General features: G+C 40.4%; 12 protein-coding genes and 1 tRNA gene. 12 read left to right on the forward strand and 1 reads right to left on the reverse strand.

Annotated elements, in window-relative coordinates; genetic code table 11:
- The first annotated feature begins 19 nt into the window (after nt 1–19).
- On the forward strand, nt 20–1,000 hold the full coding sequence (gene epmA, locus C2M17_RS03005) for an elongation factor P--(R)-beta-lysine ligase (protein WP_105199394.1): 981 nt from the start codon (nt 20–22) through the stop codon (nt 998–1,000).
- A 129-nt stretch (nt 1,001–1,129) separates the two neighbouring features.
- Here the strand turns inward: epmA and C2M17_RS03010 are convergent.
- Nucleotides 1,130–1,205 (reverse strand) — tRNA-His (locus C2M17_RS03010).
- A gap of 291 nt (nt 1,206–1,496) precedes the next feature.
- Here C2M17_RS03010 and C2M17_RS03015 point away from each other — a divergent pair.
- From C2M17_RS03015 to C2M17_RS03070, 11 genes are all read left to right on the forward strand, one after another.
- The gene (locus C2M17_RS03015; protein WP_105199395.1) at nt 1,497–2,318 is read left to right on the forward strand and encodes a mechanosensitive ion channel domain-containing protein; all 822 of its coding nucleotides are present in this window, start codon (nt 1,497–1,499) and stop codon (nt 2,316–2,318) included.
- Nucleotides 2,319–2,337: 19 nt separating this feature from the next.
- Nucleotides 2,338–3,114 carry a DUF481 domain-containing protein gene (locus tag C2M17_RS03020; protein ID WP_105199396.1) on the forward strand — a complete coding sequence of 259 codons (777 nt, stop codon included), beginning with the start codon at nt 2,338–2,340 and terminating at the stop codon, nt 3,112–3,114.
- A gap of 103 nt (nt 3,115–3,217) precedes the next feature.
- Entirely contained in the window at nt 3,218–5,908 is a 2,691-nt protein-coding gene (locus tag C2M17_RS03025; protein ID WP_105199397.1) for an SLBB domain-containing protein, read from the forward strand.
- Between the two features lie 12 nt (nt 5,909–5,920).
- Nucleotides 5,921–6,865 carry a Wzz/FepE/Etk N-terminal domain-containing protein gene (locus tag C2M17_RS03030; protein WP_105199398.1) on the forward strand — a complete coding sequence of 315 codons (945 nt, stop codon included), beginning with the start codon at nt 5,921–5,923 and terminating at the stop codon, nt 6,863–6,865.
- Nucleotides 6,866–6,867: 2 nt separating this feature from the next.
- Nucleotides 6,868–7,983, forward strand: coding sequence for a non-hydrolyzing UDP-N-acetylglucosamine 2-epimerase (gene wecB, locus C2M17_RS03035; RefSeq protein WP_105199399.1), 1,116 nt, complete (start codon nt 6,868–6,870; stop codon nt 7,981–7,983).
- Nucleotides 7,984–8,014: 31 nt separating this feature from the next.
- Nucleotides 8,015–9,274 carry a UDP-N-acetyl-D-mannosamine dehydrogenase gene (gene wecC / locus C2M17_RS03040; RefSeq protein WP_105199400.1) on the forward strand — a complete coding sequence of 420 codons (1,260 nt, stop codon included), beginning with the start codon at nt 8,015–8,017 and terminating at the stop codon, nt 9,272–9,274.
- Nucleotides 9,275–9,279: 5 nt separating this feature from the next.
- Nucleotides 9,280–10,098, forward strand: a complete 819-nt coding sequence (locus C2M17_RS03045; protein WP_158683967.1) for a polysaccharide pyruvyl transferase family protein — start codon at nt 9,280–9,282, stop codon at nt 10,096–10,098.
- Complete coding sequence (locus C2M17_RS03050) at nt 10,088–11,281, forward strand: hypothetical protein (protein WP_105199402.1); 1,194 nt, start codon at nt 10,088–10,090, stop codon at nt 11,279–11,281. Before C2M17_RS03045 ends, C2M17_RS03050 begins: the two co-directional genes overlap by 11 nt.
- Nucleotides 11,268–12,227, forward strand: coding sequence for a glycosyltransferase (locus C2M17_RS03055; RefSeq protein WP_158683968.1), 960 nt, complete (start codon nt 11,268–11,270; stop codon nt 12,225–12,227). Before C2M17_RS03050 ends, C2M17_RS03055 begins: the two co-directional genes overlap by 14 nt.
- The gene (locus C2M17_RS03060; protein WP_105199404.1) at nt 12,217–13,284 is read left to right on the forward strand and encodes a hypothetical protein; all 1,068 of its coding nucleotides are present in this window, start codon (nt 12,217–12,219) and stop codon (nt 13,282–13,284) included. Before C2M17_RS03055 ends, C2M17_RS03060 begins: the two co-directional genes overlap by 11 nt.
- A 350-nt stretch (nt 13,285–13,634) precedes the next feature.
- The gene (locus C2M17_RS03070; RefSeq protein ID WP_267894401.1) at nt 13,635–15,044 is read left to right on the forward strand and encodes a heparinase II/III domain-containing protein; all 1,410 of its coding nucleotides are present in this window, start codon (nt 13,635–13,637) and stop codon (nt 15,042–15,044) included.
- The last annotated feature ends 2 nt before the right edge of the window (nt 15,045–15,046 follow it).

The raw sequence follows: 15,046 nt of genomic DNA on the forward strand, positions 1-15,046 counted from the left end.
CAAAGTGAGGAAAGAACGAATGAGTCAGCAAGATGTTTTGTGGCAACCGAGTGCGAGTATTGAAACACTGAGGCAGCGCGCCGCTATTTTACGGGCCATTCGCGAATTCTTTTTTGAGCGTCAGGTGTTGGAGGTGGACACGCCATCTTTGTCCCAGGCGAGCGTGACCGATGAGCATTTGCAAGGCTTTGCCACCGAATTTGTCGGTCAAGGCTATGCCCAAGGTTTACCCCTGTATCTGCAAACCTCGCCGGAATACGCCATGAAGCGTCTACTAGCGGCCGGGAGCGGCGCTATTTACCAAATTTGCAAGGCGTTTCGTAACGAAGAAAATGGTCGCCATCATAACCCCGAATTTACCATGCTCGAGTGGTATCGCCCTGGGTTTGATGAGTTTGCACTGATGGATGAAATCGACGAGCTGATGCAACTGGTGCTCGATACCGAGCGCGCCGAGCGTATCAGTTATCAGCAGGCGTTTCTTCAGGTGCTGGCCATAGATCCATTAACCATTACCCTAGAAGAGCTACAACAGGTGGCCACTGCACAGGGCTTTGGAAACATTGCCGCTACGGAGCGAGATGCAGATACTTTGCTGCAGTTACTTTTCTGTATGGTGATTGAGCCGCAGATAGGGCAAGAGCGCCCCTGTTTTGTGTATCACTTTCCTGCATCCCAAGCCGCACTGGCGCGGCTTAATGAGCAAGACCCGCGCGTTGCCGGTCGCTTCGAGCTGTACTATCAGAATCTGGAGCTGGCCAACGGCTTTTATGAATTAACCGATGCCAGCGAACAGCGACAGCGTTTTGAAAAGGATAACAAAAAACGCCTAGAGCGCGGTTTGAAGCAAGTGGATATGGATGAGCATCTGTTGGGTGCATTAGAAGCTGGCTTACCAGCCTGTGCCGGCGTGGCATTAGGAATAGATCGCCTGGTGATGCTGGCGTGTAACAAACAGCATATCAAGGAAGTCTTAAGTTTCGATGTTGATCGAGCTTAGTCGCTATAGAGTATGGGTGTCGGCCGGGTGGTCGGCATTTTTTAAACGCAGTGTGGCTTCGAATAGAGCTTCAGCTTAGAAGGTATCTACTTAGGTAATCAAATGGAGATTTAAAAAATAAGGGGGAGATGGGGCGACTGACGAGACTTGAACTCGCGACAACCGGAATCACAATCCAGGGCTCTACCAACTGAGCTACAGCCGCCATAAAGAAATTACACACCTCTCGATGTGTGGCGCGCATAATACATAGTTTAATTGAGCTTGTGAAGAGTAAATTGGCGAGTTTTTTCCGTTTGCTTTAAATTTAATCACTAAAGGTGCGTAACTAGATAAAAAATAGGCAAAAAGCACCACTTGCTTTTATTATTAGGTGAGCCGCAGCAATGTTGGGTTGCGGTTTATAAGAAAGTTTTGAGATAATTACGGATTAGGTACAACGAAGTTGTTTAATTTCATCGTTGTATCAAACAAAAAGCGGATGATAGGAGCGCTAATGGAAACTGTAACTAACTGGATCTCTGAAAACTCGGATCTACTAATACACTATGCGGTACAATTTGTACTTGCACTCGTTGTCTTCTTTGTTGGTATGCGCATTGCTAAATGGTGTAGCAACTTAACTCAAAAAGCATTTGCAAAGCGTAATGTCGATAAGGCTGTAGGTTCATTCTGCGGCAGCATTATTTATGCGCTGGTTTTTGTTGGTACCATACTGATGGCTTTGTCTCAGGTTGGTATTGAAACAACATCCTTTATCGCTATTTTAGGTGCCGCTGGCTTAGCGGTTGGTTTAGCGCTACAAGGCTCGCTATCAAACTTCGCTTCAGGCGTGCTTATTATCATCCTTCGTCCGTTCAAATCAGGCGACTACATCGAAGCGGGTGGTAAAGCCGGTTCGGTACGCAAGATTGAAATTTTCTCAACTGAGCTAAATACGCCAGATAACAAAATCATCGTAATGCCTAACTCAGCCATTATGTCTGGTCCTATCGTGAATTATTCTCGCGAACAGACTCGTCGAATCGACTTGGTAATTGGTGTAAGCTACGACGCGGATCTGAAAAAAGCGAAAAGCGTATTAAAGTCGGTACTTGATGCCGAGAGCCGTATTTTGAAAGACCCAGCCTATACAGTGGCTGTGAGCGAGTTGGCCGATTCAAGCGTTAACTTCGTTGTTCGTCCTTGGGTGAACACAGCAGATTACTGGCCAACTTATTTCGATCTAATGGAAAATATTAAGATAGAACTAGACGCTAATGATGTTGGCATTCCATACCCACAAATGGATGTGCACTTACATAAAACTGGCGAATAATCAGGGGAATATCGCTAACATGAAATTGAAGTACCTATCTCTATTAGTTGCAGCTTGTGCTGCAACTAATGTTGTTGCAGAAGAGAAAAAAACCTGGGAAGCAAACGCCGAACTAGGTGCCATTATCACCAGTGGTAACACCGAAACAACGACCTTTAAAGGCGCGCTAACCGTTAAACACAATTTAGAAAAGTGGAATAACGAGTACAAATTAAGCGGCTTGTACAAAGAAGATGAAGTTGAGCAGGACGACGGCACTAAAATTACCGAGCGCACCAATGAAAAGTACTTTGGTTCTGCACAGGGTAATTACAAATTAAACGAGAAGAATGCGCACTTATTCATCTATGGCTCATATCTGAGCGATTACTTTGGTGCCTATCGTGAGGAAGCTGTGATTTCGGGCGGTTATGGTTTACGCCTAATCGACAATGAAACCATGGTATTAAATGCCGAATTTGGTCCTGGTTATAAGTATTTTAGATACCCGGATGACAGCACCGAAGTTGATGACAACGGTCAGTCGCTTGCCGATGAATGGGAAGGTGAAGTGATCGCGCTAGCCAAAGCTGATTATACCTGGCAGATCTCTGAAGGCGCTAAGTTTACTCAGCTTTTGGCAGTGGAATATGGTGATACCAACACCAAAACCCGCTCTGAAACTGCATTGTTAACCAAAATCAATGGTTCGTTACAAATGAAGGTTGGTTTCAATGTCGTTCACAACTCTGATGTTGCTGATGACAAAGATAATACCGATACAGAAACGGCATTGACCTTAGTTTATAACTTCTAAGTTCACTTAAAACCCACGTTAAAATTGCTTATCACGCATTTTTTTCGTGGGTTTTGTCGTGTATGATATGCCATCTTTTTGAGAGTCAAACATGCAGGGAAAAATGTTTAAGACCTACCTCGGCGCCTTTTCCGCCATTTTTATACTGTTTTACGCAACTATCGCTCAAGCGCTTACACCTTCACCCGCGCAAATAGAGCAGTTTAAAAAGCTACCCCGAGCTCAGCAAGAGGCCTTAGCAAGGCAATACGGTGTTGATCTTGATTCAATAATTGGCGGTTCTTCTAAATCGAGTGCAGACAACCAAGAAGCGCAAAGCACCATTGGCGCGCGCAGTGTTTATGATGAAAAAGCCGAGCTGCAAACACCAGAAGAAAAGTTTAAGCCAAAGAAAGAAGAGCTAGAACCATTTGGCTATGACATCTTTGCCGGTGAGCCAACCAGCTTTATGCCGAGCGAAAGCGCCCCAGTGCCTGATGACTATATAGTACGTCCTGGCGACCAAGTACAAATTTCCCTGTATGGTAAAGAGTCGGCTACGGTAGACGCGAGCATCGATCGTTCTGGTCGTTTAAGCATTCCTAAACTGGCCCCAGTGCATGTAGCTGGCATGACCTTCAAAGAATTAAAAGCCCTGGTAAGCGAAAAGGTCAGTAACGAGATGATAGGCGTAAAAGCCTTTGTTTCACTTGGCCAACTGCGCAGCATTCGTGTACTCGTAGTAGGTGAAGCATATAAGCCAGGCAGTTATACCTTGTCTTCACTAAGCACAGTAACTCACGCGCTGTTTGCCAGCGGTGGTGTAAGTGAGATCGCCTCTTTACGTAATATCGAGATTAAGCGCGGCGGTAAGGTTGTTAACCGTTTCGATCTGTATGACCTGCTTATTAAAGGCGATAGCAGTAACGACATCATCCTAAAACCAGGTGATGTAGTGTTTATTCCCCCTGTTGGTGCTCAGGTTAGCGTTGCTGGTGCCGTAAAGCGTCCGGCCATTTTCGAGCTGAAAAAAGGTGAAAGTACGGCTGACTTACTAGCTATGGCGGGCGGAATGAAGGCCAATGCCTACAGGGAAAAAGTTACGGTAGAGCGCGCTGGCCAAGGCGACTATAAGCAAATTCTTTCCTTTGATTTCTCTAAAGGAAGTGCCGGCTATACTCCACGAGACGGAGACGTGGTACGTGTTAGCGAAGCCAGCAGTGCCTATAACCAAGCGGTGACTGTAATCGGGGCCGTTACGCGCCCGGGTGAATACTCTTGGCATCAGGGCAAGCGTATTGGCGATATCATAGGTTCAATCCGTGGTGCGCTATTGCCGCAGGCCGACTTGAATTATGCAATTCTGCTTCGAGAAGTGGATGTATATGGCAATATCGATGTGTATCAATTCAGCCTAGCTAAGGCAGTTGCAGGCGATCTTGCTCATAATCTGATACTAAACCCGCGCGATAAGGTCATAGTCTTTAGCCGTTTTGAGTCAAAAGAAGAAGAACAAGATGCGTTAAAGCAGTTGGCGTTAACGGAAGAAGAGCAGGAATTACAGAAAAAGGTAAAATTGTGGCACCTGTTTGAACAACGTCAGTTCGAAGAATTCGTAGGCGCGAAAAAGCCACTCTTTAGTGAAGAAGTAGAGACAGAGCTAAAAGGTAAGCAAAAGCTCACCGATCTTATTGCTGCGCGCTCAAATGAAGAAGAAGAAGAGGAAATTGAATACGCAACCTTTAGCCGTAATCAACTGCTTGATAAGGTTATTAAAAAGTTACAGTTACAAGCCGGTGCCGGTGAGCGCATCAAGCTGGTAGAAGTAAATGGTAATGTTCGCTTCCCTGGCGTATATCCGCTGGCCAATAATATGGCTGTTATCGAATTAATTACCGCCGGTGGTGGCCTAACCGAGTCAGCATACCTAGACAAGGCTGAAATCACACGCTCTAAAACCGGCACAAATGATGATATTGAGCATATCACCTTTAACCTTCAAGGAGCCTTAGAGGGCACTTTAGAGGAAAACCCACTTTTACATAGTAAGGACAGTCTTAATATTCTAACCATTCCAAATTGGCAGGAGAATATTAAGGTTACCCTAGAAGGTGAGGTTGTTTTCCCAGGGCAATACACCATTCGTCGTGGTGAAACCATGAAAGACGTGATTGAACGTGCGGGTGGTTTCTCTGATTTCGCAGCAATAGATGCAGCGGTCTTTACGCGTAAAACCATTCAAGAGCAAGAGCGTGCTCAAATTGAGCGTTTAACAAATGAGTTACGTCGCGATCTGGCGTCCAAAAGCTTCGAGCAATCAATGAATAGCGTCAACCTTTCTTATGATGAAATGACTAGCTTGATAGTTGACTTATCGCAGATGCCTACGCTAGGGCGTTTAGTTATCAGCTTGGATGATATTCTGGCCGATAAGCAACAACTTGTACTGCAAGATGGTGATGCGCTCTATATCCCCTCTAAACGCGACTCAATTAGTGTAATTGGCGAGGTAAACTATGCGACATCTCACCTTTATAATGCCAATATAGATGTGGATGCCTATATCCGTCTTAGCGGCGGCACCAAGGCACGAGCCGATGAAGAGCGCATCTACGTCATTAAAGCTAACGGCTCTGTCTATATCCCCGAAAGCAAAGGCTGGTTTGCCGTTAATACCAGTAAGCAATTGGAGCCAGGAGATACCATAGTGGTGCCTATGGATACAGCGCACATGGATAACCTTACCCTTTGGAGCACAGCCACGCAGATCTTCTACCAGCTAGGTGTAGGCGTTGCGGCTATTAGCGGTCTTTAAGGAATAGTAGTAATGAATAACCAAAATATTCAGATGCCACAAGCCACTTTTGCAGATGATGAGATCGACTTAAAAGAGTTGTTCTTAGCACTGTGGCAAGGCAAGTGGATCATTATCGGCACAACTATAATCGCAGCTGTTATATCAGTCGTGTACGCATTGAGCCTGCCAAACATATACAAAAGCGAGGCACTTTTAGCTCCCGCTGAAGATAGTCAAAGTGGTGGTTTATCGGCGTTAGCTGGTCAATTCGGTGGGCTAGCTTCACTTGCTGGTGTAAGCCTAGGTGGTGGTAGTGCTGACAAAACCACAATTGCGCTAGAACTTTTAAAAAGCCGCTCATTTATTGGCGAGTTTGTGACTAAGCATGACCTGAAGCCCTTAATTATGGCTGCCAATGGCTGGGACCAAGCAAATAACAAAGTTTTGTTTTATCCAGAAATCTATGACGTTGAGAAGTCTGCGTGGGTGCGTGAAGTCAAAGCTCCTAAAAAGCCAGAGCCATCTTTACTAGAAGTGCATGAAAAGTTCACTAAAGAGTTTTTATCTGTATCTCAAGACAAAGAAACTGGGTTAGTGAAAGTTGGCGTTAAGCATTATTCACCAATAATCGCCAAGGAACTGACTGATAAACTAATCGCCCAAATTAACAATACAATGCGAGCAAATGACATTGCGGATGCTGAGAATAGCATTGAGTACTTAACTAGTGCGCTGCAAGAAACGTCGGTTGCTGATATGCAGAAGGTATTTTATCAACTAATCGAACAGCAGCAGCAAACAAAAATGCTGGCAAGCGTTCATGCTGAGTATGCTTTAAAAACAATAGACTCCGCTGTAGTAGCAGAGTTAAAGTCTGAGCCTAAAAGAGCACTTATTTGCATATTAGGAGTCATGCTAGGTGGCATGCTGGCATCTCTCATCGTACTAGTGCGTCATTTTATTAAAAAGGATTGAAGATGAAAGTATTAACGGTATTTGGGACTCGCCCAGAAGCAATCAAAATGGCGCCTTTAGTGCATGCCTTGACAGAAGATGAGCGCTTTGATGCTAGAGTATGTGTAACTGCACAGCATCGCGAAATGCTGGATCAAGTTTTGGAGTTATTCGAAATTACTCCGGACTATGACTTGAACCTAATGAAAGCTGGTCAAACTTTACCTGAGGTAACCAGCCGTATCTTGCTCGAACTTACACCAGTTCTTAAAGAGTTTAAGCCCGATGTTGTATTAGTTCATGGTGATACAGCAACTACATTTGCGGCCAGTTTGACTGCCTATTACGAGCAAATTGCTGTAGGACACGTTGAAGCTGGCCTGCGCACTGGCAATATTTATAGTCCATGGCCAGAAGAAGCTAACCGCAAGCTAACTGGGGCGCTGACTAAGTTTCATTTTGCACCCACGCAAACAAGTAAAGATAATTTACTAGCGGAAAACTACTCAAGTGAGGCAATTCATATTACCGGGAATACGGTAATTGATGCGTTATTGATGGTAAAAGACAAGCTTGAATCAAACATAGACTTGCAAACAACTTTACAGGCTAAGTTCCCATTTTTAGATGCGAATAAAAAACTCGTTTTGGTTACAGGGCATCGTCGTGAGAGTTTTGGTGGCGGTTTTGAGCGTATTTGTGAAGCCTTGGTAGAAGTAGCAACAGCACATCCTGATGTACAAATAGTTTACCCTGTACATTTAAACCCTAATGTTCAGGAGCCCGTTAACCGTATTCTAGCTGGCGTAGATAACATTAAGTTAATTGAGCCCCAACAATATTTACCGTTTGTGTATTTAATGAATCGTGCACATATTATTTTAACGGACTCGGGCGGTATTCAAGAAGAGGCGCCTAGTTTGGGTAAGCCTGTGCTCGTTATGCGTGATACCACAGAGCGCCCGGAAGCAGTAAGTGCTGGCACAGTGAAATTAGTTGGTACTGATAAAAAGACGATTATCGAGTCACTCAATACATTACTGACAAACAAAAGCGCCTATGAACAAATGAGTTTTGCTCATAATCCATATGGCGATGGTAAAGCTTGTCAGCGCATTTGCGATGCATTAGCCAAATAAAGAGTTATAAGATTAAAAATTAGGGAATTCTATGTCATTTAATACAGTTTCAGTTGTAGGCCTTGGTTACATTGGTTTGCCTACTGCAGCGATGTTTGCTTCACGAAAGAAAAAAGTAGTTGGAGTAGATGTAAATCAGCATGCTGTAGATACGATAAATCGCGGTGAGATACATATTGTTGAGCCTGAACTAGATATGATAGTGCATGCCGCTGTAACTGAAGGTTATTTAAAAGCTGTGACAGTGCCTGAGGCTGCGGATGCGTTTTTAATTGCGGTGCCTACACCATTTAAAGATTCTAGCAGTACAGTCCCTGAGCCAGATCTTAGCTATATTGAAGCAGCTGCAAAAGCCATTGCGCCGGTGTTGAAAAAAGGTGATTTGGTTATTTTAGAATCAACATCACCGGTTGGAGCGACTGAACAAATGGCTGAGTGGTTAGCCGAAGCTCGCTCTGATCTTACTTTCCCTCAAACTGCAGACATGAATGCTGACATCAACATTGCTCATTGCCCTGAACGAGTGCTACCAGGCCATGTAGTACGTGAATTGGTAGAGAATGACCGCGTAATTGGTGGCATGACAGTAAAATGCTCTGAGCGAGCAATTGAGCTGTACAAAACTTTTGTAGAAGGTGAGTGCGTAGTTACTAATGCTCGCACCGCTGAAATGGCAAAGCTAACGGAAAATTCATGCCGTGACGTACAAATTGCCTTTGCTAACGAGCTATCCATCATTTGTGACAAGCTGGATATTAACGTGTGGGAGCTGATTTCTCTTGCCAATCGCCACCCTCGTATCAATATCTTGCAGCCAGGACCTGGTGTAGGTGGGCACTGTATCGCAGTTGACCCTTGGTTTATCGTGAGTAAAACACCAGAAGAAGCAAAAATTATCCACACAGCGCGTCAGGTTAATGACGGCAAGCCTGATTGGGTTATTGATAAAGTTAAAATTGCGATTGCTGACTTCTTGCAGGAAAATCCAGAAAAAAGTATTGAAGATGTAACGATTGCATGTTTCGGTTTAGCGTTTAAACCTGATATTGATGATTTACGAGAAAGCCCTGCTATGAGTATAACTCAAAAGCTTGCCTCCATGCATAAGGGTCGTGTAGTAGCTGTGGAGCCAAATATTCACTCGCTTAATAATGAGGCGTTTGAATTAGTTAGCATTGAGCAAGCAGAGGCTGAAGCAGACATCGCCATACTTCTGGTAGACCATAAAGAGTTTAAAGCTAAGCAGAAGCCGAACTTTAACTTTATGATAGACATGAAGGGAATATGGTAGTATTCATGATGAAAAAGTACCTAAAAAATACCATATATAGAGCCGAAGACTTCCTATATAAAAACAACCATAGAATAGACTGGGTAAGAGAAAATAATTTTGGGGATATATTAAACCCAGTACTAGCGCAGTATATTACAAGTAAAAAAATTCTTCATGTTAACCCCCTATACTACAACAAAAAATATATATCAGCAATAGGTTCTATCTGTGGTAGAGCTAATAAAAATGCGATCATTTGGGGGAGTGGCTTTATTTCTGAGCATACTGAAATTAGAGAGGCTCCATATAAAATATGTGCAGTGAGGGGGATAAAAACAGCCGAAAAGTATTTATCTCTAGGTATTGAGCCCCCCGCCGTTTTTGGTGATCCTGCATTATTGATAAGCCGGTATTACAAACCTAAAATAGAAAAAAAGTATAAAATAGGTGTTATCCCCCACTATGTGGACTACTCAACAAGCTTTATAAAAAAGTGTATAGCCTCCAGTGGTGTTAAAGTGATTAATCTCATCAACTCAAACCCTTTAACAGTAATTGATGAAATCATGCAATGCGAAATAATTTTATCCTCATCTTTACACGGGCTTATTGTTCCTGAAGCTTATGGAATAAAGACGAAGTGGATTAAACTTTCTGAAAACGTGATAGGGGGGGATTTTAAATTCCAAGATCACTACCAGACATTGGGGTTAATTAATGAGGAAGCTATAAGAGTTAATGATTCAGATGACGTATTTTCGTTAAGTAAATACGCATTTAAAAAAGACATCAATATAAATCTTGATTTTTTGTTAAAGTCTAGCCCTTTTTATGAAAAGTGATTTAATCAAGATTATATCTGTTCTCTTGAGTAAAATAGGTTTAGTTTCATCTACTGCCTTTTTGAGCTTATTTGTAGCAAAAACATTGGGAGTAAATGAGAATGGAATCTACGCAATATTATTATTATCAGTCAACTTAATAGTTGTTTTCGCAAGTTTTGGGCTCCCTATAAGTCTCAACTATTTCTTGGTCAAAGGTGGCGATAAATATTTAATATGTGATTCAATATATCATCAGGTAATTATTTTTCTTCCTGTATGTGTGGTTGGGGGAGGGGTTCTTTATCTATGGGCTGGAGAGCTTTTAAGTTTTAAATTGATTGCCTTGTTGGTGCTGACTTCTTTAGGGAAGCTGCTCTATAACTTATTCCAGGGAGCTTATTATGGCAAGGGAATGTTTAAAAGATACTCTTTTATATCTTTTGGTCATTCTTTTTCCTTAGTCTCTTTTACTTTTCTTTATAGCCTATTTTTTGATGTGAGCGTATTTGGTTTTTTTTCTATTGCGCTACTCTCTTATTTTTTGTTTAATTTTATTTTGTATCTAAACGCAGGTTTTTTTATTAGGAGATTTACCGGATTAAATAAGGAGTTGATTTTTTTTGGTTTTCAATCTTACATAAATAATGGCATTGCCTTTTTGATATATAGAATAGATCTTATTATAATTGCATTTTTTATGAGTGTCGCTAATGTTGGCTTCTATTCATTGAGTATCTCTGTTGTTGAATCACTTACTATACTGACGACATCCATCGTAGCCGTTTTTTTTAATAGGTTTGTAGCGGGAGGTGACGAGCGCTCATTGCTCAAGGTCTTGATTTTATCAATGTTAAGTGCTTTTTTTATATTGCTCTTCTTTGAGGTTTTAGGAGTTGATTTATTATTAGCTTATCTAGGAGATGAGTATAGTGCTATCTCAGGGCCGCTATCCTTAATGATTTATAGCCTTCTTATATTAAGCATAACAAAGGTATTGGCTATGTATTTTGTAGGTAAAAATATGCAAATACTCAATACGTACTCTGCCGTAATAATGCTTATTGTAGGTTCTATTGTTAGTTTGGTTTTGGTTCCCAGTTTAGGCCTTATGGGGGCAGCTATAGCAAACTTGTTAGCTAATATTTCTAATCTTGTAATAAAAATAATTCAGTACTTGAGGTATATTCGTGGAGCTGCTTGATTATCTTAATAAGTTTAATAAGCCTTTAATTATAGGCCCGTTACCGCCACCTATTGGTGGTGTTTCAGTTTTTATTGAGCGATTGGCAAAGTACACAAAATCAGAAGTATTTAATACTGTAAGTGGTAGTTTTTTTCAGTATTTTAGGCTTATCATTAGGCTTTTTAAATGTAAGAATGATGTTGTTCATTTAAATGTGATAACGTTGAAGTATTTGTTTTTGGTTTTTTTGTTTTATGATGGCGATGTGATTTTAACTGATCATAATAACAGGTTGTTTTCTAGGAATAAGCTTGCTTGTTGGATTATTAAAGGCTTGCTTAGAAAGGTCAGTGCGATATTTGTCGTCAGCCAAACTATAAAAGATTCGTACCAGATAAATGGTGTCCAATGTAAGAGCGGTGTTTTTGTAAGTAATTCGTTCATTCCTCCTTGCCTTGAGCGAGAACACGAAATACTGCATAGCTATCCAAGAGATCTACTCCAGTTCATTACTAATGAGAATGTTATTTTAGTTAGCGGTTACAAACTTAAGTTCTACGATGGTAGAGATCTTTATGGTTTTGACGTTGCTGTCAAAACTCAAAGCCGTTTACTACGTAGTGGGATCAATGCCAGATTATTAATAGTTATTCCTGATTTGGATTCAGATTCGAATCAATACATTAAGCAGTTGCTAGAAATTAATAATATTCCAAGTGATCTTGTTTATATTTTCAGTGGTCAAATTGAGATGTGGCCCCTGTTTAGGAAGATATCACTATTCATAAGACCAACTATCACAGATGGGTTTGGAATTAGTGTAGCTGAAAGTGTGTTTTTAGGCTGTCCAGCTATCGCGTCTAATGTTTGTATAAGATATAACGGAACGATCCTCTACGATGTGGATGACCAATGTGACCTATACAATAAAGCAAAACGTATATTGGAAAAATATGAAAGTTAAAGTTGTTGATTTAATTTTTGCGCTTTCCCTGACGTTTGGACTTTTTTTGTCAACTTCTTTGACGTTACATAAGTTTAAATTAGCTGAGCAAAACAACTTTGCTATTAGTTTCGATTTAAGTGATGGTTTTAACTATGGTCAGATAGATGAAGATTTGGTTCTTTACAATGATGAAATTAAGTACTTAACCTGGTTGATTTTTAGAAGTGAATCTATCTCAAAGTTAAGTTCAATTGAGGGGATTGCTAATCTTAATTTGTACGGTTTTTTTGTGTCCAGTGTGTTTATATTTACAGGTGAGTGGAAGGTACTTTTTATAATTGGCTTTTTGTCTTATCTCTATTTTGTTTTTACTATAAAAAATATTTCATTTCACCTTCTTGGTGATCGCATTTCGAAATTAATGAGTTCTTGTTTTTGCTTGCTACCACCTGTAATTGACTTGTCTTCTGGCTTTATGAGAGATTTACTGCTTATTTCTTTTGTGCTTCAAAGCTTGTTTCAACTCTCTAATAAGCGGTACTTTTCATTTTTGGTTTTCTTTTTCTTGGTTTTTTCATTGCGAAGTTTCTACGTGATAATATTATCTCCCTTTGTTTTTTATGTTAAAACTAGAAATTTTCGTTACTCTATTTTTTTCATGATTTTCTCTATATCTTTCTCAATGTTGATTCTTAGACTTTATAAGTTTGGGAATGGTAGTGTAATCGAGGTTATATATCGCTTCATTGAGCTTCTTACCGGAGCCTCGAAAGTTTTGATCTACGACTTTTCTTTCCCTTTTATATCAGCGGGTTCGTTTGAGTTTTATTCTGCTTTGGTTTACTTTTTCGTTCCTTTTTTACTTTATTTTCTATTCGTGGTAAATAGGTTTTTAGTAGATAAGCTTTTTTTCTTGCTTTTTTTAGGGGGGCTGAACTTAAGTATTTTCTATGGTTATACTTTAGGTTTTTTTGTCCCAAGAACCAAGCTTGTTTTTATAGTGGGTGTGATTTTCTTTATTTTTTACAGTCTTCATAAAAGAGAGTTCTCTAGGAGTGGTGGTGGATTTAAATAGAATAAAATACATAGGTCTTAGGGTTGCTCAGTCAACCCCGTCATTTATTTTTCAGAAAATGAAAATAGAGCTTTATAAAATTATCTTATCTAAAATAGATTTCTTTTTGTCGTTTGAAATTAACCGCTACTTCAAATTGATATCGATAAAAAGTTCTGGTGATATCTTTTTTGAATTGAAGGGCGTGAAGTCCGAAGATTTAGACTTTATCCAAAGTAGAGTTATGAATTTAAAAAAAGGGGCGTATCAATGTCTCGGGTATGGTTCTGTCAATGTAATTTCAGGAGGTAATTTTAAATAAGGATTGCATACATGGCTTTGAATGGAGCTCCTCTCAGAGGTCATTCAAGATAGACTTTATAAAACGCGATTCTAAATGTGATGTAAAAATCCCATGGGAAAAGAGCCGACTTCAATGGCTTCTCGAGGCCTCGATTCTTGTTCAATATAACAGAGTTGAAAAGAGCTTTATAATCAACAATCTAAATCATTGGGTTACTAGCAACCCTTATCTAAAGGGAGTGAATTGGATAAGCTCGATGGAAGTCGCCATTAGACTTATAAATTTATACTATTGTTATCGGTTAATATTGCCGACCCTCAACGCTAGCGAGAAAAAAAACTTTTACATACTTTTTGCCCAACATTCTCATTTTTTAAAGCGCTTTCCAGAAATTAGTGATGTTCCTGGTAATCACTATTTGTTCACTGAGGTAGGTGTAATTTTGTCTTGTATCTTACAAGGTGAAAAATATGACAGTGAAAATTTTAATAAGATTATTGAAAATCAGTTTAATTGTGATGGCTTTCACATTGAGCATGCCACGGTATATCATCGGCTGTGCCTTGATGTGTCCTTGCTGGGTTATCTTTTATTAAAAGAATTAAATGGTAGGCACTTGGAGATAGAAGCAACTTTAAAAAAAGCTAAAATAGCTTTGTTATCTATCTGTTCTAGTGAGGGGAAACTCCCTGTTTTTGGAGACTCAGATAGTGGTTTGATTTTTAATTTTGGACAATCTTCTCGTTCCACTTCCCTCTATACAACTGAAGCAAAAAGCAGTGCTGAGAGTATACATCACCTTTTCTATGACTCCATTTCTCCGCTATTTTCTCAAGAGTTCTCTAAACCAGAGATTGTTCGGGATGGTTACATGGAACCATACTTTGTTCTTTCCAAAGGCGAAGTCAAATTGATTGTTCGCGTTGGCAAGTTAGGGCTTTCCGAGAGAGCGCCTCATGATCATGATGATTTCCTTTCATTTTGGCTATTTAAGGGAAACAAGGATATTTTCATCGAGGGTGGGGCTGCACCTTATACTCTTTCCTCAGATGTTCGCGACAAATATGTGGCAGCAGGTATGCATAATTGTATCTCTACTTACGAAGGCTATAGAGCTGGATTTAAAACAGGTTCTATCTTCAATACAGTTGATAAAGATTCATTCGATGCAGCTTATGAGTATGATGGCGATACTCTCGATTGCGAAGTTGTATGTGACCATTTACGACATCGTAGGAAGTTTCGGTTGACTGACGATGCATTAATAATATCAGAAGAAGTTTTAGGTGATGTGTCTACTTTGGTTTCGCGCTTTTTCATATCTGTAGATGCTCATGAACAGTTGAAGATAGAGTCTGCTTCTTCATATGAAAAGAGGCTAATAGATTGGTACGAAGAGTATGGCCATAAAGCCGATGCAGTCGAGCTAAGCTTTAAAACTACTGAGCGAATGGAATACAAGTTTTTTTGGGAATAAAA

The organism is Pseudoalteromonas sp. T1lg10 (assembly GCF_002964545.1).
Lineage (GTDB): Bacteria > Pseudomonadota > Gammaproteobacteria > Enterobacterales > Alteromonadaceae > Pseudoalteromonas.

Excerpts from the sequence above, each read along its gene's own strand:
- epmA (WP_105199394.1), top strand. The coding sequence starts at position 20 with ATGAGTCAGCAAGATGTTTTGTGGCAACCGAGTGCGAGTATTGAAACA.
- C2M17_RS03015 (WP_105199395.1), top strand. The coding sequence starts at position 1,497 with ATGGAAACTGTAACTAACTGGATCTCTGAAAACTCGGATCTACTAATA.
- C2M17_RS03020 (WP_105199396.1), top strand. The coding sequence starts at position 2,338 with ATGAAATTGAAGTACCTATCTCTATTAGTTGCAGCTTGTGCTGCAACT.
- C2M17_RS03025 (WP_105199397.1), top strand. The coding sequence starts at position 3,218 with ATGTTTAAGACCTACCTCGGCGCCTTTTCCGCCATTTTTATACTGTTT.
- C2M17_RS03030 (WP_105199398.1), top strand. The coding sequence starts at position 5,921 with ATGAATAACCAAAATATTCAGATGCCACAAGCCACTTTTGCAGATGAT.
- wecB (WP_105199399.1), top strand. The coding sequence starts at position 6,868 with ATGAAAGTATTAACGGTATTTGGGACTCGCCCAGAAGCAATCAAAATG.
- wecC (WP_105199400.1), top strand. The coding sequence starts at position 8,015 with ATGTCATTTAATACAGTTTCAGTTGTAGGCCTTGGTTACATTGGTTTG.
- C2M17_RS03045 (WP_158683967.1), top strand. The coding sequence starts at position 9,280 with ATGATGAAAAAGTACCTAAAAAATACCATATATAGAGCCGAAGACTTC.
- C2M17_RS03050 (WP_105199402.1), top strand. The coding sequence starts at position 10,088 with ATGAAAAGTGATTTAATCAAGATTATATCTGTTCTCTTGAGTAAAATA.
- C2M17_RS03060 (WP_105199404.1), top strand. The coding sequence starts at position 12,217 with ATGAAAGTTAAAGTTGTTGATTTAATTTTTGCGCTTTCCCTGACGTTT.